Raw genomic sequence first — 19,501 nt, forward strand, 5'->3', positions numbered from 1 at the left:
AGAAGAAACACGAATGGGGGAGTTAGGATGGACGTTTTGTCGGAGTCAGGTATTCGGCGTCGTTATGTGCGTATGGCGCTTTCAATGCTTTTCGTTTTCCTTGTTGTAGGAACGGGAGCCTATTTTTATATGCAAAATAAGCAAGATGAGATGATAGAAAAGCGTGAGCAACTCTATCATAAACAGCTGGTTTTAGAAGACTTACGCGATACGTTGAATGATCTGTTTTTCCGGGCACGCGGTTATTACGCTTTTCAGAATGAGCGTGAACGAACGCGTGTTTATGAGGATATCGAACAAGTAAAAGAAATACTAAATGAGTTAGAAAAGTGGAAACTTACATCGCAGGAAAAGCAGCTAACAAATGAATTAGCCGATTTTCTTGTCATTTACGAAAATAAGACATTTCCGGCGGCAGTTGCATTTGTGGAAACGCGTGATTACGAAGGACTGAGCGGGCTTTCAAACAGCGGATTGATGGATACGGTCAACCAGTTTATGGCCTATACAAAAGAGTATAAAGTAACGATTGATAATGAACTTGAACAGCTGTCATCACAGATGCTGAGACAATCCAATCAGTATACCGTTTCGATGATGGGCTTTGTTGTTTTATTATTTGCTCTTATTTCTTTTATTATTTGGCGTACGATCAATGACATTGTCAAGCCGCTTGAACATATGCGGAGTGTGGCAGATGACTTTGCTGCTGGAAAAATTTTTTCGCTGATCCCGTTCAATAGAAGGGACGAGATCGGAGTGTTATCTTCTTCTTTTGCGGAAATGATTCAAACCATTCAACATAAAGAAGAAGAGCTCACTGCTCAAAACGAAGAGTTAATGATGCAGCAAGATGAGCTAGAGGAGCGGCAGTTGAAAATGGAGGAGTCGCTTAGGGAAACAGAACGAACGAAAGAGCGGCTCGAGCATTACAACGAGCTTAATCACGTGCTGTCTTTTTCATTGGACAAGCAGGAACTGACGGATTCTGTCCTTCGTTATTTTGATGAGGTGTATGAAATAGATCTCGGCCTGTTCTGGCTGCGGGAAAGCGGCGAGCACGCACTAAAAGGCTTTACAGCTGTTATGTTCAACGACTTTAAGGAGAACCGTATCGACTATATAGATCGACGATTGGAAGAAACACCTTATTTTATAGTGAAAAGGGAAGCTGTACATGAAAAAGGACTTGCGAACGAGAGTGTGTATGTACACGATTATTTCTCATGTATAAGAAATCCAGCTGGCGGCGCTATCGCCTTATTTGGATGCTCAAGAATTGGCCGTTGTTTTTCCGATCAGGAGCAGGAAGATTTATACGGGCTGTTAAACCGTGTTTATTTGGCGATTGAACGTATTCAGCTTTATGAACAGGCGGTGCGGGAGCGGACATTGAATGAAAGTATCGTCAATAATATTCACGAAGGCATTCAGTTTATTTCCTACGAAGGAGACATGGTGCAGCATAACAAAGCTCTTGATGAATTAATGGACTTCGGTGTGATGTCGGAAGAGACGCTCGTTTTAAGAGAGGAATGGCTGGATACGTTTACGAAGAAAACAGAAAATCCAGAAGAGCTTAGGGGATTTTTTGAAGGTTGTTTGGCAGATCAATCAGATGAATTGCGTCACTTTTCTTATGTTATTCAAGGGAGTAAAGAGCGTGTGATGGATGTATACAGCACATCTATTATGTTAGATGGAGAGAAGAAAGGGACTATTTTCGTGCACCGGGACATTACGCAAGAACATGAAGTGGATAAGATGAAGACAGAGCTTGTCAGCACAGTAAGCCATGAACTGCGTACACCGTTATCGAGTGTGCTAGGGTTTACGGAATTACTGATGACAAAGGAACTAAAGCCGCTAAAGCAAAAGCGTTATTTGGAGACGATCTATAAAGAAGCACAGCGATTGACGAACTTAATTAATGATTTTCTCGATTTGCAGCGGATGGAATCAGGCAGCCAAGTGTATAACATGTCGGCAATAAAAATGAATGAAGTAGCTGTTGAAATAACCGCACAGTTCCGGTCCAAAACATCCCATGATTTTACGATTGTAGATGAAGCCACTGATGTAACGGTGTATGCAGACCGGGAACGGATCATCCAAGTGATGACAAATGTTATGAGCAACGCGGTGAAGTTTTCACCAGAAGGCGGGCAAGTGACCATTATGCTGAAAAATGAACAAGACCATTTAGCGGTATTGGTCTGCGATCAGGGGATCGGCATTCCGGCAGAGGAAATCTCGAAGCTATTCACAAAATTTCAGCGTATTGACAACAGTGCCAGCCGAAAAATTGGCGGAACGGGCCTCGGGCTTGCCATTTGCCGTGAAATTGTTGAAAAGCATGGCGGAAAAATATCGATCGAATCGGATGAAGGAAAAGGGACAACAGTCAAGTTTACGATACCGCTCGCTCATCCGAATAAAAATGAAGCCATTGCACAGGAAACACTAGAAGGGCGCGATACGGTGATGCTTGTAGAAGACGATACAAGTCTTGCCATGCTTCTTTCAGAGGAATTGAAAATGAAAGGGTTCGCGGTTATTTATCATTCAAGCCCCAAATCAGCATTTGAAGAAGCGAAGCAGAGGCCGCTTACCGGAATTGTGATTGATATTATGCTAGGGGAAGAACTGGATGGCTGGGATCTTGTTCACATGCTAAAAGAAGATGATCGAACGAAGAATCTACCGATTATCATCTCATCGGCGCTTGATCGGGCAGATGAAAAAATGCGCACATATGACATTGAACATTATTTGACGAAACCGTATCCGCCTAATCAACTTTCAGAAACGGTGTTAGGCTTTTTACATACACCGGTTCAAGACGGGAGAATTTTGTATCCTGACGAGGAACAAGGTGGTGCTGACCATTAAAAAATATCTTTTGATATTGATTGGGTTGCTTGTCATCGCGCTAATCCCACGCATCATTTGGGAGTTTCTTCCGGAACATGAAGGAGACATCGTCATACTTGATAAAACAGTACCGACAGTAGACCGTCGGGAGCATCGCGGTCTATCGTGGCTGCTGAATCATTACCGGTACACAGGTGCAGGCGATGAAAAGGATTATTACGGTTACGTGCCTGAAAAAAAAGAAGCAAGGCCGTTGCCAGATGATTTAGGCGATACAAAATACATTTATGTGGCAGATACGTATGGTGTTTATAACGAAAGTGGAGAGCGGCCGCGGTTAGTTTATGGCGGTCTGCAAGCAGAAGAATGGGATACGATTAAACAGCATCTATCAAAAAAAGAGACGACTCTTATCATGGAATTTAATACGCTCGCCTCGCCGACTTCAAAAGACGTGCAGAAAGATGCCACCGCATTTCTCCATGTGCAGCCAACCGGGTGGACAGGCCGTTGGTTTGATCAATTAAAAAAAGACAATCCAGAAATAAATGCGTCACTTATCGACCAATATGAATCAGGTGGACATGAGTGGACATTTGAAGGAAGCGGATTTGTTCTCGTTCATGAAGAGGATGAGAAAGTGATTGTTTTATCAGATGAAGCGGGTGATGTGTCAGGAGATGGGATTTCACTTTCCTTTACAGAGAACGGAGAAGCGATGACCGGATTAAAAGAAAGTGCTGCGTACAGATACTGGTTTGATATTACGGCACCTGTTTATCCGGAAGAAGTAATGGCGAATTACGAGTGGAGTTTGTCGACAGCCGGACGTGAGAAGCTGAATGAGGCGGGAATACCGGTTTCATTTCCAGCAGCTGTACATCATAGGAATGGGTCTTCTCATATTTTTTATTTTGCTGGTGATTATGCAGATATTCAAAGTGTTTCATCTGTTCACAGGTACGCCGGTTTTGCGAAAATGCGTGCAGCATTAACACCGGCATCTGTTTATCCAGATGAAGCGTTTTATTGGAAAACATATGTGCCAATGATGAAGGCGATTATGGAACTTGAAGCACCAGAGGCACTAGATAAACAGGAAACGGCTAAAGAAAATGGGCTTTCCTTAACATCATGAAAAAACGATTTGCAAAAGAAGACAAGTGAGACATCCGCCTAAGTGAAACACTTAGGCGGATGTTTTTCATGTTTCAAATATACTTTCAACGAGGTTTAGCAGCTCCATCGGGCTGAATGGTTTTGACATAAAGTATTGAGCACCATTTTGCATTGCCCGCTCGCGGTCCGTTTCTTGTGCTTTCGCTGTCAGCATGAGAACAGGGATCTGAATGGATGCGAGCTGCAGTTGTTCCAGCACTTCCATCCCGGTTAAATGAGGCATCATGTAATCAAGAATGACAAGATCGTATGAACCGTTTAATAGTTTATCCAGCGCTTCACGCCCGTCTTCTGCTTCATCGATTTCAAATCCTAAATCGGAGTCTTCCAGTGTATCTTCAATAAGCATCCGCAGTATGTCTTCATCATCTGCAATTAAAATCTTTTTCATTTTCTAACGCCCCCTTCGTTATTAGCTTGAAATTCCTTTTCGTTTCATATCGCCCCAGTGCTGCTTTTTACGCACTGTTGCGATTAATCCTTCTACACGCCAAATAATCATTAACGGCCGATACCAGAAAGTTTCGGACAGCGCCCATACATAAAGTGTAAGTAAATCTGAAACCTTTGGATATTTTCCAAGTGTTAATTCTTCAAGTAAAACGGCAAGTGCTGAAATGAGTGACCCGTAAGAAATCGTAACGAGAAACATAATTCCAGCCGTTTTCGGATCGACAAGAGAGAAGAACAAGCCGCCGACAATGATAAAGTAACCGGCCAATTCAAATGCAGCTCCTAAAAGTTCCACGAATAAAAAGTAAGGCATAGAGAGAAGGCCGATCGATCGATAGGCTGGATTAAACAACATTTTTTTATGAAGGAACAGTGTCTCTGTCAATCCGCGCTGCCAGCGAATCCGTTGGGAGCGTAGAACGGCGAGTGAATCGGGCGCTTCTGTCCAGCAGACAGGATCCGGAATGTATTCAATTCGCTGATTTGACTTTTCTTCCTGTAAAATGCGATGAAGGCGGACAACGAGTTCCATATCTTCACCGACTGTTTTTTTATTGTACCCTCCAGCATAGATAACTCTTTCTTTGTTAAAGAGGCCAAATGCTCCTGAAACAATGAGCAGCATATTCATTCGGCTAAAGCCAATTCGTCCAATTAAGAACGCCCGAAAATACTCAATGACTTGCATGAGGACAACCGGACTGCGCGGCAAAATAATTTGCTCTACTTTGCTGCGGGAAATAATAGAACCATTTGCAATACGAACGGAGCCACCGGTTACAATCACCTCACCATTTGAATCGATAATCGGCTTCATTGATTTTAAAAGGGCATCTTGTTCCAAGATGGAGTCACCATCAATAGCACAAAAGTATGGGTAGGTAGACAAATTAATACCTGCATTCAGTGCATCTGCTTTGCCGCCATTTGCTTTTTTAATAAGACGAATGTGTGGAAATAAATCAGATTGATAACTTGCTAACACTTTTTCGGTCTCCAAATATTTTCTAAGGGCAAAAGGCACTTCTTTCATTTGAAATTCTTGGATCATTTTTTCCGCTGTTGCATCTTTTGAACCGTCATCAATGACGATGATTTCAAACTGTGGGTATTCAAGCGCGAGCAGCGATCGAACGGTACTGACCACACCGACTTCTTCATTATAAGCCGGGACGAGCACGGAAACAGGAAAAGTCTGTTCATTTACAGCTAAATTTTTAACGGATTCTCTTTTATCAAGTTGGCCTTCGTACCATACTTTGCGCAGAGCGATGAAAAAAAGAACAACGTAACTTAAACTAGAGAGAAGCATATAAGCAATGACAAGCCATGAGAGCACAAGAAAAAAAGAAAGGTCAGCATTCATCAAGATTGTCCCCCCGACTGAATTGTAAGCCACTGCTTGGCCATGTCGCGTGCATATTGGTCTTCATGATTGTCTGAAAAATAAGTGAGCAGCAGTTCGCCGTCCCCAAAATGAGTAAAAGCTTCGGCAGCAGAATATCGAACCCACCAAACTGGATCGCCAAGCAAGCTGCGAAGCTTCGGTTTAAAGCGTTCAAGGGTCATTACACCGGCGATCCGGGATGCAAACATTCTTTCCGTCCAGTTGTCAGAATGAAAAAAAGGTTCTAACGCATCTGGTTTGTCCATATAATGTAGACGGAATAATGTTTTTAATGACTGAATTCGTATTTCGGCTATCGTACTCTGCAGTTCGTGCTCGACGTGAGGAAGGAAAGAAAAAAGTCTCGCACTCCCAATAAATGCAATAGCAGATAACTTGATTGGAATGAAGTCGTCTGCTAACGCCTTTTCTACTTCCTGTTCTATCAACTTTCGATCCAGACGGCTAAATAGATCAAGGTAAAGACGGATAGGAACATCTGGATATTGTTTTAAAAAGCCAAGTACACTTGTTTCATTTAGTGAAGCGAGTGTAAGAATCAGTTGCTGTGTTTCCGCATCCAGCTTTTTGACTGTACGTAAACGTTCCAGAAGCAGCGGGGTCAATGAATGCATATTAAACTCTTCAATATAATAAAGAGTGTTTATCCTTTTTGCCCGGTTGTTTTTTTTCAATACAGCTGTGTAAGGACCGCTTAAATAGGCTTCAGATAACACGTTTACTTCCTGAGAAAAAGAACCATCTTTTATAACCGCTACGTAATAAGTTAATAGTTTTTCAACAAGAATAGAAGGATAGCGGCTCGTCTCCAGTTGATCGATTAATCGATGTTGATCATGCCTCGTCATATAGGACGCAAAGCAGTCAAGAAGACTATTGTACAAATGATTAATTTCTTTTTCATATGAATTATTTCGCCATTTACGGATAGATAAAAAAGCGAGCAGCGCCATTTGCAAAAAAATCAATCCGACGATAGAGATGATGACGGATAAAATCATTTCATTAGTCTTTCTGTTAGCCGCTGTACGCGGGCAAGTACTTCTTGAGAATGAAAGGGTTTGACAATGTAGTCGTCCGCTCCTTTTTTTAACGCTAAAATAATATCAGATTCACTCGTTCTCCCGGTCAGCATAGAGACGATAATATTGTCATCGGGATATTGCTTCCGCAAAGTGGCAAGTACTTCAATTCCGTCCATTTTAGGCATAATGCCGTCAAGCAGAATCATATAGTTTTCATCCGGCTTGTACCAGTCGGATTCGAGGAAAGAATAACCATCCGGGTATTCATGGACGACGATATTCATATCACCAGATGTCCAGTTTGAAAACTGCTTGACAAGCATAGTCCGCACGAGGAGGTCATCATCAATAATGATGACGTTGAGATGGCGTTTTACATCGCTGTTGTTCAGCTGGTAAATCACGGTTTGGTTTCGTCCATTCCGCTTCGCTTGATAAAGCGCCTGATCTGCTTCATTTAAAAGCACCTCTTGATTCACGCGGTATTCAGAAGCACCGGCTGAAAAGGTGGCGAAAAAAGATTCGCCCGACGGTGCAGCAAAGGGTGTATTCGCCATTTTTTCATGAATTCGTTCCATTAAGGCCATGGCTTCATCTGTTGTGGTATCTATGAGTAACAGCGCAAACTCTTCGCCGCCGTAACGAAAAAAGAAATCCGTTTCCCGCTTCATCTTTAACACGATCCGGCTGAATGAACGCAATATATCGTCACCCGTTGGATGTCCGTAACGGTCATTCACCTTTTTGAAATGATCAAGGTCCATCATCACAAGTGTAAATGAACGGCGTGATCGCTCAGCGATGGCAGAAAGGTGTGAAAATGTGTCATTAAATTGGCGGCGGTTGCCTGCTCCTGTTAATTCGTCCATGGAAGCAGACTGCCAGATGGCTTTTTTATACTGCAGCCGGTTACGGATATAGGAGATAAAGACACTCATGTCAATAGGTTTAGTAATAAAATCCATCGCCCCCATGTTATAGGCACCAATGATGTTGTCTTTTGAATCGTCTACACTGACGATTGCAATTGGCACGTAGCGTGAACGGGCGATGTCGCCAATTTGTGCAAGAATGTCAAATCCTTTCATATCCGGCAGCTGAATATCAACAATCAACATATCCGGCAGGAGTGTATAAAATAATTCCAACCCTTTTTTTCCATCAAGTGCGACCATAACTTGTATACTATTTTTTTCTAAATTTTCTTTTACGTAAGAGACAAATTCCAAGTCATCATCAATAATGAGGACGAATGAATTGTGGTATTCAGCAGACGGCATACTGGCAGGTGCAGGCACTTGAATAGGCGGGAGATCTTGATCGAAAAATTTTCGCATGAGCGAAATAAAATTTTTTAAGGAACGGACAGGGATCGCTGTATCGCTCGTTTCTGTTAATGTTTCCATCTGGGAAGAACAAAAATGAGCCAGATCTGTCATGCCGATCGTACCCGAAGTCCCTTTCATTGTATGTAAAAAACGGTATAGTTCCTTTTCCATAATATGTTCATGGTCAGACCAATTGGAAAACGTTTTTTCCATACGCTGCATGAGCATGGAACGGTAATCATTTTGAGCCATTTTTATTTAACCCCTTGAAAGCAAAATAGTAAAATATGCATTATTCTCATAATTTTCATTATACTATATCAATCATGTGAAATTGAACTAGTTTCCTACTATCCATTTTTTGAAAAAAGGAGAGAATAAACGTCATGAAAGCAATTCAAACAGCGCTCATCGGTTACGGTCTGTCAGGTTTAACATTTCATGCACCATTCCTAAAGACAATGGACGATTTTTCAGTTGTGAAGATTCTGTCTACTAATGAAAAAAAGGTGAGAGAAGATTTTGAAGATGCAGAAGTGACAGCGGATTTTGAATCAGTCATCCGTGATGAGAAGGTAGAACTTGTCATTATTACGACGCCAAATGCACTTCATTTCGATATGGCAAAACGCAGTATTGAGGCAGGCAAACACGTTATTATTGAAAAGCCGATGGTCATTGAAGCGGCGAAAGGGGACGAGCTTGTCGAGCTTGCAAAGAAAAAAGGTGTCATTCTAAGCGTGTATCAAAATCGGCGTTATGATGGGAATTTTTTGACGGTGAAAAAATTAATAGACGACGGGACGCTTGGCGATGTAAATACATATGAAGCAAGGTTTGATCGTTTCAGCCCGTTGCTTGTCGGCGGCTGGCGCGAAAAAGCGGAGCCTGGAGCAGGGGTGCTGTATGATCTTGGCGCTCATTTAATCGATCAAGCACTCTATTTATTCGGTTGGCCAGATTCGGTGACAGCAGATGTGCAAATGCAGCGCGAAGGCGCAAAAACAGATGATTATTTTCATCTGGTTTTGGCATATGGGGAGAAACGTGCCATCTTACATTGCGGGCTGCTGGCATTTGAGCAGGGACCCAAGTATAAAGTACATGGCCATAAAGGGACGTTTATTAAATATGGGGAAGACAGTCAAGAGAGTGAGTTGAAAGAAGGCAGACTGCCGGAAGGAGCAGCCTTTGGAACGGACCGGGTAGAACTTTATGGCACGCTTTATACAGAAAAGGGTGAAGAAAAAATTGTGACGTTGCCTGGGGCGTATGCGAACTACTACAAAGAGATTTACGACTGCATTCGAAATGGAGCAGCCTGCCCGGTGCCGGGAGAAGACGGCGTAAAAACAATCCGTGTTATTGAAGCAGCGATGAAAAGCAGTGAAGAGAAGCGCACGGTGAATTTGTAGGGAATAATAAAATGCGCCGGCAGTTGTAGCGGCCGGCGTTTTATTATGCTTTTGGAAAGTCGAGATCCCAGATAACGCCGAACTTGTCCTGTACTTTGGCGAATTTCGAGTTCCAAAATGTATCTTGCAGTTCCATATGGGCGATTCCGCCTTCTTTAAGCACGTTATACACTGATTGAATGGCTTCTTCGCTTTCAAATGTGACAGCAAGGGATACATTATTGCCGATATTTACAGGGTGTTCTAAAAAGGAATCCGATACCATGATAAGGAAATCGCCTTTGCTAAATCGGGCGTGCATAATGCGTTCTGCCGCTTCAGGCGGCGTCGGAAAATCAGCTTCCCCGAATGTTTGAACACCTTGAACTTCGGCACCAAATGCTTTTGCATAAAAATCAATGGCTTCTTTTGCATTGCCGTCAAATGTTAAATAAGGGGTTACTTGACCTTTCAAAGAAATCGCTCCTTCCTAATATATACATTGACTATAATGGACTGTTTCTTCCTTGGTCAAATTTGAAACAAATTATTAAAGGAGTTTCTAGATCGTGCGGCAAAATAGTAAGGTAGAAAAAATAATGGATCAAGGCCCTAAAAGGATGAGTGATCTTCTTTATGATGGGGAATACAGTATATAAAGGACAGGCAGTAATACGTGTAAAAGCAGCCGCTGTTGCACATTGGTGAGCGCCAGTCATGAAAAAACAATAGAGAATGAGGCGATCAAATGAATGTGACCGTTTGGAACGAATACCGTCATGAAAAGACAAAGGCATCTGCAAAAGATATTTATCCAGAAGGCATTCATCAAGTCATTGCTGGTTTTTTAAAGACAGACGGTATGAACGTTAAAACAGCGACACTGGATGAAAGAGAACATGGATTAGCAGAAGAGGTGCTGAACAGTACAGACGTATTAATTTGGTGGGGACATGTGGCGCATGAGGAAGTGGGGGATGCGATCGTTGAAAAAGTAAAGCAGCGTGTACTGGATGGCATGGGGCTAATCGTTCTTCATTCTGGCCATTTTTCGAAAATTTTCAAAACATTAATGGGTACAACATGCGATTTGAAGTGGCGTGTAGCAGACGAGAAAGAACGGATTTGGGTGATCGATCCAGCACATCCTATCGCGGAAGGAATCGGCGAATATTTTGAACTTGAACAGGAAGAAATGTATGGGGAACATTTTGACATTCCCACACCGGACGAACTCATCTTTATGAGCTGGTTTGAAGGCGGAGAAGTGTTTAGAAGCGGCGTGACGTATAAGCGTGGCAACGGTAAAATCTTTTATTTCCGTCCGGGACATGAAACATACCCTACATACTATAACGAAAACGTCCAGACGGTCATTAAAAATGCAGTGAAATGGGCCGTGCCAGTGAAACGGAATCGCCCGGTTTACGGAAATGCAAAACCAATTGAAATGGTAAAAGGGGAATGAAGAGATGAAAAAGATTAAAGTAGGCGTAATCGGATGCGGAAGCATTGCAAGACATCGCCATATTCCAGAGTATGCGATGAACAAAAACGTGGAGCTCGTTGCCTTTTGTGACATTGTGAAAGAACGTGCTCAAGGATTTGCGGATGAATACAATGCAAAAGCATACACAGACTATAAAGAATTGCTGCAGAAAGCCGATGTGGACGCAATTAGTGTTTGCACACCAAATTCGCTTCATGCACCGATTTCCATTGCGGCGCTTGAAGCCTTCAAACATGTTCTTTGCGAAAAACCGATGGCAACATCCGCTGAAGAAGCAGAGGGGATGATTGCAGCGGCTGCATCGAGCGGAAAGAAATTGATGATCGGGCACAATCAGCGCTTTGTCCCGTCTCATTCAAAAGCACGCAGTATAATTGAAAGCGGGGCTCTCGGCAAAATTTATAGTTTCCGCACAACGTTTGGCCATGGCGGTCCGGAAAATTGGAGTGCAGACGGATCAAACAGCTGGTTTTTTGATAAAGACCGCGCGTTTATCGGTGCTATGGGCGATTTAGGCGTTCATAAAACAGACTTGCTCCGCTATTTGCTCGGTGAAGAATTTGTGGAAGCAGCAGCCTTTGTTGAAACATCTGCGAAACAAAACTCAACTGTGGATGATAATGCAGTTTGCATTTTGAAAACAGCAAATGGCATTATCGGTACACTTGCGGCAAGCTGGGCGTATAACGGCTCCGAAGACAACTCGACGGTATTGTATGCAGAAAACGGTATTGTACGTCTAGAAGATGATCCGAATTATTCGCTGATCGTTGAATATAAAAATGGCAACAGCGAGCGTCACAGTTTAGGCGCTATTCAATCAAACGCAGAAGGAAAACAGACGAAGACACAAGTGGTTGAACACTTTATTGAAAGCATTTTAAATGACAGCGAGCCCCTAGTGAATGGAGAGGAAGGAAAAAAATCACTAGCTGTTATTCTTGCGGCATTAGACTCATACGCAAAAAAACAAATTGTGCCCATTTAAGTAGAGGTGTAGAAGATGACAAAGTTGAAAATTGGGGTTCTGGGAACCGGCGAAATTGCGAAAGGACGACATATTCCAGCATTCCATCATGTAAAAGAAGCGTCCATCGTAGCTGCTATGGATATAAATGAAGAGCGGGCACGAGACGTAGCCAATACATTTAATATTGAACATGTATACACAGACCTTGATGACATGCTAGGAAAAATTGATGCGCTCCTCATTACAACACCGAATAAATTTCATGCACCAGCTGCGATTCAAGCACTGAATGCAGGTGTACATGTGTTATGTGAAAAACCAATGGCGTTGAATACAAAAGAATGTGAACAGATGATTGCAGCGGCAGAAAAGTCATGCAAAACGCTCACAATCGCTTATCACTATCGTTTTATGAAAGAAGCACGTGCAGCAAAACGAATTATAGAAAGCGGTGAAATCGGTGAACCACTCGTTATCCGTATTAAGGCCATGCGCCGCCGGAAAGTACCCGGATGGGGTGTATTTACAAACCGTGACTTGCAAGGCGGTGGCGCATTAATTGACTACGGCTGCCATTTGCTTGATCTAGCCTTATGGCTGACCGGCAGTTCAAAACCAACGGAAGTAAGCGGGACAACATACAATCATTTAAGTATGCAAAAGGATCAGGTAAACGAATGGGGCACGATTAATCCAGCCACATTTGAAGTGGAAGACCATGCGACAGCCTTTATTCGTCTCGAAAACGGTGCAACGGTTATGCTTGAAACATCATGGGCGGCAAATATTTTACAGGATGAGGAGACCGTTAGTATTTCCGGTACGAAAGGCGGGTTGGATGTGTTTCCACTGCGCGTTAATAAAGCGGAAAATGGTGTTTTGCTGAATAAGGACGTTACATGGATGCAGGACGATGGGCCATTTGAAATTTTGCAGGCGCAGCATTTTGTACAGTGCTGTCTTGGTGAATGTGTTCCACTTTTTGATGCATATGAGTCGATGTATGTTTCAAGAATCATGGAGTCCGTTTATGAAAGTGCAAAAATCGGACACAGTATTCAAATAAAGCGATAAACGAAGGAGCGATGGGCGTGAGACTTGGTGTATTTACTGTATTATTTGGAAACAAATCATTTGAAGAGATGCTCAATCATGTAAAAGCGTCAGGACTTGATGCTGTTGAGATTGGTACAGGCTGTTATCCAGGCAATGCACATTGCCCACTGGATGAACTGTTAGAAGACGAACAAAAACGTCACCACTATTTAGAATCAGTCACATCACGTGGCCTTTCGATCAGTGCATTTAGCTGCCATGGCAATCCGCTTACACCGGATAAAGCATTTGCAGAAGAGTCTGACAAGGTGCTCCGCAAAACGATTAAACTGGCTTCGCTTCTTGGCGTACCGGTCGTCAATGCGTTTTCCGGAACAGCTGGCGATTCAGAGGAAGCGAAACAGCCGAATTGGCCGGTCGTACCGTGGCCAGCGGAATATAATGATGTGTTAACATGGCAATGGGAAAACAAGCTTATTCCATATTGGAAAGAAATTGGAGAGCTAGCCGAACAACATAATGTAAAAATCGGTATAGAACTGCACGGCGGATTCCTCGTACATACACCGTATACGATGTTAAAATTGCGGGAAGCGACGAATGATGCGATCGGTGCAAACTTTGATCCGAGCCATATGTGGTGGCAGGGAATTGATCCGGTTGCCGCAATCAAAATTCTTGGTGAAGCGGGTGCGATCCATCATTTCCATGCAAAAGATACGTATATTGATCAAGATAACGTCAACATGTACGGATTAACGGACATGCAGCCATATGGAAATGTACGAACGCGCGCATGGACATTCCGGAGTGTTGGATGCGGCCATAGTTTACAAGAATGGTCGGATATGATGAGCACTCTTCGCATGTACAACTATGACTATGTTGTCAGCATTGAACATGAAGATCCGCTCATGTCGATTGAAGAAGGATTTGCCCGTGCTGTGAAAAACTTAAACGACGTTTTAATTCATAATTCTGCGGGCGAGATGTGGTGGGCATAAGCAAATAAATAAGAATAACAAAGTCACCTGCAAATTGCAGGTGACTTTCAGTGTGTAAAAAGAGGTGGCGGAATGGAGGAATCGCAGACGCTTTATAAGCAGGCATCTAGTTCTAGTCCATGGTTTTTATTTCACAATAGCGTGTGACAGCCGTAGGAACGGTGATTCTGCATCTTTTGGCATCAAAAACGATGCTTTCCAACCTGCTTGCAAGGCGCGAAAAAATAAAGACAATGTACATAAACGGGGCTGAGAGATATTTATACATGCCAGCCCATTTTCATATTAAGTGCAGACAGATACAATCAAATTAAGTAAAGGTTTGCAGGAGGCAACACAAAATGGCAGAACTTCAATTAAATAATATTTATAAAATTTATGACGGCAAAGTAACAGCGGTTGAGAATTTCAACCTTCATATTCACGATAAAGAGTTTATCGTTTTTGTCGGTCCGTCGGGCTGCGGTAAATCCACGACACTTCGTATGATTGCAGGTCTTGAAGAAATTTCAAAAGGGGATTTTTACATTGACGACCGCCGTGTCAATGACATAGCGCCGAAAGATCGCGACATTGCGATGGTCTTCCAAAACTACGCCCTTTATCCACATATGACTGTATATGATAATATGGCGTTCGCTTTGAAGCTTCGCAAAACGCCGAAAGATGAAATAAAACGGCGCGTGGAAAATGCGGCCCGCATTCTCGGACTTACAGATTATTTGAAGCGGAAACCGGAAGCATTGTCAGGCGGACAGCAGCAGCGTGTGGCACTTGGCCGCGCAATTGTTCGGGATGCGGAAGTATTTTTAATGGATGAGCCGCTTTCTAACCTCGATGCAAAACTTCGCGTTCAAATGCGTTCAGAAATTATTAAGCTTCATCAGCGTTTGCAGACGACAACGATTTATGTCACACATGATCAGACGGAAGCACTCACGATGGCGACCCGGATCGTGGTGATGAAAGACGGAAAAGTTATGCAGGTTGGTTCGCCGAAAGAAGTATATGAAAATCCGGAAAATGCATTCGTTGCCGGTTTTATCGGATCGCCTCCGATGAACTTTTTCAACGGAGAACTCGGTGAAGGTTTCATTAAAGTTGGATCAAAATCATTTGCGGTGCCGGAAGGGAAAATGAGCTATTTGCGTGATCAAGGCTACATGGGAAAGCGAATCATACTCGGCATTCGTCCAGAAAATATTCATGATGAATCGACTTTTAACGAAACATCTCAACATACAGCGTTTCCGGCGAAAGTAGCAGTATCAGAGCTTCTTGGTGCTGAAGTCATAGTATATTCAGACATCGAAGGACAGACATTTGTGGCGCGGATTAACTCCCATCTGGATATTGAGGCTGGTGAAGAATTGCAGCTCGCCTTCGATATGAACAAAGCACATTTCTTTGATGCAGCATCTGAAGTACGGATTAAAAAATAGCAGGAGTAATTAAAAGCTGATCGATGTTTTAATGATGGATCATTATAGGTCCTTTCATTTTAGGGTACATTATAAAAAAATGGAGGGGTGTTAATGTGGAGAATAAAAAAGAGTATAAAGAGTTATCAAACGTGGAAAAACAAAGAAATTTCTTAACGGCAGAAGAATTACCCGAAGGAGCCTATGGTGCGCCGCAAGGTAAAAACGAACCGGTTGAAAACAAGAGCACGCCATGGAAAGATGACCAGCAATATATAAGTGCCTTTACGTATGAAAACCGAAATCTTCATGAAAACCTCCCGAGACAGTACCCTGGAGCACACCCGACACACGATAAAAAAGGCAAAGATGAAGAGAAACTATAGCATCAGCTCGAAAGAAAAGCCCTGGACACATCCAAGGGCTTTTGCTTTATGTTTAAGTGTTATTAATTTAACAAATGAAGCTTTAATCCTTGTGGTTTATTCATTTATACGTGTTCACGCCAGAACGTTGCATCCCGGCGGTATTTTCTCGTTATTATTGGTTTGTTCCTTTATTCTTGTCTTTTCGGGCTGCATCTGCTTTTTTAAATTCATGACTATACAAAACCTCTTGTGTAGCTGTCAGTCCACTATTTTTGTCCGTCATCCGATCTTTCGGCGCTTTTTTCCCGTCCATTTTTACATTCTCCTTTCCTGTTTAAATCCTCACGAGACCCTTTTCATTTGTACGATATTACTATTTGTCTTAGGGAAAGTAATCATTCAAAAAAAGCAGTAGCAAATGCTGTTGATGCTGGTGTGAATTACCGTGAAAATTATGTTCTTTGTTAGTGAATAATACCGGGAAGGAGGAGTTGAAAAATTCCTTGAATTGAGAGGTATTCCTATGTTAAAAGAAGCAATTTATCATCGACCGAAGAATAATTTTGCTTATTTGTATGATAAGGATACGGTACATATTCGAATAAGATCCAAAAAGAACGATCTGAGGAAGGTCATTTTAATCTATGGGGATCCTTATCATTGGAAAGAAGAAGCATGGCAATATGAAACAAAAGAGATGAAACATGCAGGATCGGATGAGTTGTTTGATTATTGGTTCGCATCATTTAATCCCACTTGCCGCCGTCTTCGTTACGGTTTTAAATGCGTAGATGATGAACGTGCTGTCTTCTATACGGAAAGAGGATTTTATAATGAAGAACCTAAAGATTGCGCCATCTATTTCAGTTTTCCATTTTTGCATGCTGTCGACCTATTTAAAGCGCCGGATTGGGTAAAAAAAACAGTCTGGTATCAAATTTTCCCGGAGCGTTTTGAAGATGGTGAGTCACGGACAAATCAACGAGATACACAGCCGTGGGGAGAAGAACCTGAAAAAGAAAGCTATTTTGGCGGAGATTTTCAAGGGATTCTTAAACGTCTTGACTACTTGGAAGACCTCGGAATAAATGGTATTTATTTTACCCCTATTTTTAGAGCAGAAACCAATCATAAATATGACACAACGAATTATATGGAAATTGATCCCCAATTTGGCGATAAGAAGCTGTTGAAAAAACTCATTCAAGAATGCCATAAAAGAGGAATAAAGGTTATGCTCGATGCAGTATTTAATCACAGCGGCTACTGCTTTGCGCCCTTTCAAGATGTGGTGAAAAATCAAGAAAAATCAGTCTATAAAGAGTGGTTTCACATTCATAAATTTCCGCTTAAGGAAGAGGGGAAATTAAATTATGATACCTTTGGTTTTGAGGAAAAAATGCCAAAGCTAAATACAGAACATCCGGAAGTGAAAAAATATTTGCTCAAGGTAGCCACGTATTGGATAGAAGAATTTGATATTGATGCGTGGCGTCTTGACGTTGCGAATGAGGTAAGTCATCATTTTTGGCGAGAATTTAGGCAAACAGTGAAAACGTTGAAGCCTGATGTTTATCTATTAGGCGAAATTTGGCATGATTCAATGCCATGGCTTGAAGGAGATCAATTTGATGCGGTAATGAATTATCGATTTTCTAATACGATGATCGATTTTTTTGCAAGAGAAAATCAGACAATTGAGCAATTCAAAGATGAAGTCGTACACATTATGCAGTCTTATCCATTATCCGTTAATGAAGTGGCCTTCAATTTATTGGGCAGCCATGACACACCAAGAATTCTTACAATCGCAAATGAAAACAAGGAACGATTAAAATTAACATATCTGTTCCAATTTTCTGTATCAGGAACACCGTGTATTTATTACGGAGATGAAATTGGAATGACAGGGGAACAAGATCCTGATTGCCGTAAATGCATGATTTGGAATAAGGAAGATCAAGACCTTGACTTATTAAACTTTGTCAAAAAGCTAATCACATTCCGGAAAGAAATACGTGCGTTTGGCAATGAAGGAGATTTTACGTTTATCACTATTCATCCATCTGTTATTAGTTATGTCAGAAAAAATGAAACCGAACAGCTGTTATTTATGATTAACCCTACAGATCAACCAATTGAAGTGTCTGTCCCGATAGAATTCCAGGGAGCGGCTGATATTTGGACAAATTCACTCTTAAAAGAACATACAGCAACGATCCACCGAAAAGGCTTTATTATTCTTTCTTCCAGCTTACGCAACTAAATTCGATTCATTATTCGCTGAATATAGTATTTAGCCACTTTATTTTTTCGGCATGATCGAAAAAATAGTGAAACAACGTTCATGAAAGCGATTTCGTCGTTTACCTGGCGTACAGATATACACAAAAGAAATGAGTAATTATTTCAATACTGTATGAACGGGGAAGGAAGAATGATTTAATTGAACGGACGAAGAACATGTCGTCGATTAATATATTTAGCGGCGGGCTGCTGAATCAGGAAGAGTAGAACTGCTGGATATAAAGAGCAGATCTACTCCACGAAGTCCAGCCATATGTGAAATGAAGAAGCCTATACCGAAGCTTGGGAAGGCTTTTTTTACATGTTTTTTTCTTGAAAAATAAAGCGTGCTATCCCGCTACAAATAGTAGAAGTAAAATGATCTTTCGTATGAGATAATAGTCACGAACTCTTATATAGGGGGGATGAGATACGTGTATTCTTATAAGAAGATCGGGGCTATTGTCCTTTTTCTTTTCTTCGCAGTACTCGGTATCAATATGTATGCGACACAGGATCAAAAAACTCAAACTGTACAAGTAGCAGAGAAAGAGAAAAAAGAACCGGAACAAAAACTAGAAGCGGTTCAAATGAAGAAGAAAGAACAAGCACTTTTGGACGTGCCGATAATCGAGCAACTGCCGGAGCTTCCGAGAGGATGTGAAGTGACGAGCCTGTCAATGCTTTTACAGTATGCAGGTGTCACCGCAGATAAAATGGAGCTTGCCGAGCGGGTTAAACGAGATCCAACTGCATACGAAAAGAAAAATGGACAAGTCTTTTTCGGTCACCCGAATGAAGGGTTTGTCGGTGATATGTATAGTTTTGATCATCCGGGTTTAGGTGTGTATCATGCTCCGATTAAAGAGTTAGCTGAACAATATTTACCAGGCCGGATCATCGATATGACCGGTGGAGAGTTCAATGAAATTGAGGAGTCCATTTCCAATGGGAAGCCCGTCTGGATCATTACGAACTCACGATATAAAACATTGCCAGCGGAAGAATTTGAAACGTGGCAAACCCCGTCAGGAGAAGTTGACATTACGTACCGGGAACATTCTGTCGTCGTGACGGGCTATGATGCGGACTATGTTTTCTTTAACGATCCATTAACTGGAGCGAAAAATAAAAAAGTGGCGAAACAAGATTTCATCGATGCCTGGGTACAGATGGGCAGACAAATGATTGCGTATTTATAATAAAATGCGAATAGTAATGTAAT

At 42.0% G+C, this 19,501-nt stretch carries 17 protein-coding genes; 11 read left to right on the plus strand and 6 right to left on the minus strand.

Annotation, left to right across the window (positions count from 1 at the left end; translation table 11 throughout):
- Positions 1-27: 27 nt before the first annotated feature.
- Both ACZYRN_RS07440 and ACZYRN_RS07445 read left to right on the plus strand, forming a co-directional pair.
- Complete coding sequence (locus tag ACZYRN_RS07440; RefSeq protein WP_488910895.1) at positions 28-2,892, plus strand: ATP-binding protein; 2,865 nt, start codon at positions 28-30, stop codon at positions 2,890-2,892.
- The gene (locus tag ACZYRN_RS07445) at positions 2,879-4,012 is read left to right on the plus strand and encodes a hypothetical protein (protein ID WP_488910896.1); all 1,134 of its coding nucleotides are present in this window, start codon (positions 2,879-2,881) and stop codon (positions 4,010-4,012) included. Before ACZYRN_RS07440 ends, ACZYRN_RS07445 begins: the two co-directional genes overlap by 14 nt.
- A 66-nt stretch (positions 4,013-4,078) precedes the next feature.
- Here the strand turns inward: ACZYRN_RS07445 and ACZYRN_RS07450 are convergent, their stop codons facing one another.
- From ACZYRN_RS07450 to ACZYRN_RS07465, 4 genes are read right to left on the minus strand one after another with little or no spacing between them, the layout of a single operon-like run.
- Positions 4,079-4,444 (minus strand): response regulator transcription factor, encoded by a 366-nt coding sequence (locus ACZYRN_RS07450; protein WP_488910897.1) that lies wholly within the window; start codon positions 4,442-4,444, stop codon positions 4,079-4,081.
- 21 nt (positions 4,445-4,465) lie between these two features.
- The gene (locus ACZYRN_RS07455; RefSeq protein ID WP_488911129.1) at positions 4,466-5,872 is read right to left on the minus strand and encodes a glycosyltransferase family 2 protein; all 1,407 of its coding nucleotides are present in this window, start codon (positions 5,870-5,872) and stop codon (positions 4,466-4,468) included.
- Positions 5,872-6,915 (minus strand): HEAT repeat domain-containing protein, encoded by a 1,044-nt coding sequence (locus ACZYRN_RS07460; RefSeq protein ID WP_488910898.1) that lies wholly within the window; start codon positions 6,913-6,915, stop codon positions 5,872-5,874. The genes ACZYRN_RS07455 and ACZYRN_RS07460 overlap by 1 nt, the downstream gene beginning before the upstream one ends.
- A complete protein-coding gene (locus ACZYRN_RS07465) occupies positions 6,912-8,519 on the minus strand; it encodes a diguanylate cyclase (protein WP_488910899.1) in 1,608 nt (535 codons plus the stop codon). Before ACZYRN_RS07465 ends, ACZYRN_RS07460 begins: the two co-directional genes overlap by 4 nt.
- Positions 8,520-8,653: 134 nt before the next feature.
- On the opposite strand from ACZYRN_RS07465, the gene ACZYRN_RS07470 reads away from it, so the two are divergent.
- Positions 8,654-9,682 carry an oxidoreductase gene (locus ACZYRN_RS07470; RefSeq protein ID WP_488910900.1) on the plus strand — a complete coding sequence of 343 codons (1,029 nt, stop codon included), beginning with the start codon at positions 8,654-8,656 and terminating at the stop codon, positions 9,680-9,682.
- 43 nt (positions 9,683-9,725) lie between these two features.
- Here ACZYRN_RS07470 and ACZYRN_RS07475 read toward each other — a convergent pair whose 3' ends face one another.
- On the minus strand, positions 9,726-10,136 hold the full coding sequence (locus tag ACZYRN_RS07475) for a VOC family protein (RefSeq protein WP_488910901.1): 411 nt from the start codon (positions 10,134-10,136) through the stop codon (positions 9,726-9,728).
- Positions 10,137-10,409: 273 nt separating this feature from the next.
- Between ACZYRN_RS07475 and ACZYRN_RS07480 the strand changes: the two genes are divergently transcribed.
- The 6 genes from ACZYRN_RS07480 (at position 10,410) to ACZYRN_RS07505 (ending at position 16,008) form a co-directional block, all read left to right on the plus strand.
- Complete coding sequence (locus ACZYRN_RS07480; protein ID WP_488910902.1) at positions 10,410-11,129, plus strand: ThuA domain-containing protein; 720 nt, start codon at positions 10,410-10,412, stop codon at positions 11,127-11,129.
- A gap of 4 nt (positions 11,130-11,133) precedes the next feature.
- Positions 11,134-12,159 (plus strand): Gfo/Idh/MocA family protein, encoded by a 1,026-nt coding sequence (locus ACZYRN_RS07485; protein ID WP_488910903.1) that lies wholly within the window; start codon positions 11,134-11,136, stop codon positions 12,157-12,159.
- A gap of 15 nt (positions 12,160-12,174) precedes the next feature.
- Positions 12,175-13,215, plus strand: a complete 1,041-nt coding sequence (locus ACZYRN_RS07490; protein ID WP_488910904.1) for a Gfo/Idh/MocA family protein — start codon at positions 12,175-12,177, stop codon at positions 13,213-13,215.
- Positions 13,216-13,232: 17 nt separating this feature from the next.
- Complete coding sequence (locus ACZYRN_RS07495; protein ID WP_488910905.1) at positions 13,233-14,201, plus strand: sugar phosphate isomerase/epimerase family protein; 969 nt, start codon at positions 13,233-13,235, stop codon at positions 14,199-14,201.
- Positions 14,202-14,542: 341 nt separating this feature from the next.
- Entirely contained in the window at positions 14,543-15,643 is a 1,101-nt protein-coding gene (locus ACZYRN_RS07500; protein ID WP_488910906.1) for an ABC transporter ATP-binding protein, read from the plus strand.
- Between the two features lie 95 nt (positions 15,644-15,738).
- On the plus strand, positions 15,739-16,008 hold the full coding sequence (locus tag ACZYRN_RS07505; protein ID WP_488910907.1) for a hypothetical protein: 270 nt from the start codon (positions 15,739-15,741) through the stop codon (positions 16,006-16,008).
- Positions 16,009-16,162: 154 nt separating this feature from the next.
- Here the strand turns inward: ACZYRN_RS07505 and ACZYRN_RS07510 are convergent, their stop codons facing one another.
- Positions 16,163-16,303, minus strand: a complete 141-nt coding sequence (locus ACZYRN_RS07510) for a YfhE family protein (protein ID WP_488910908.1) — start codon at positions 16,301-16,303, stop codon at positions 16,163-16,165.
- 210 nt (positions 16,304-16,513) lie between these two features.
- On the opposite strand from ACZYRN_RS07510, the gene ACZYRN_RS07515 reads away from it, so the two are divergent.
- Together ACZYRN_RS07515 and ACZYRN_RS07520 are read left to right on the plus strand one after the other, a co-directional pair.
- A complete protein-coding gene (locus ACZYRN_RS07515) occupies positions 16,514-18,256 on the plus strand; it encodes an alpha-glycosidase (protein WP_488910909.1) in 1,743 nt (580 codons plus the stop codon).
- A gap of 445 nt (positions 18,257-18,701) precedes the next feature.
- Positions 18,702-19,478 (plus strand): C39 family peptidase, encoded by a 777-nt coding sequence (locus tag ACZYRN_RS07520; RefSeq protein ID WP_488910910.1) that lies wholly within the window; start codon positions 18,702-18,704, stop codon positions 19,476-19,478.
- Positions 19,479-19,501 lie beyond the last annotated feature (23 nt).

The organism is Domibacillus sp. F004 (assembly GCF_057814295.1).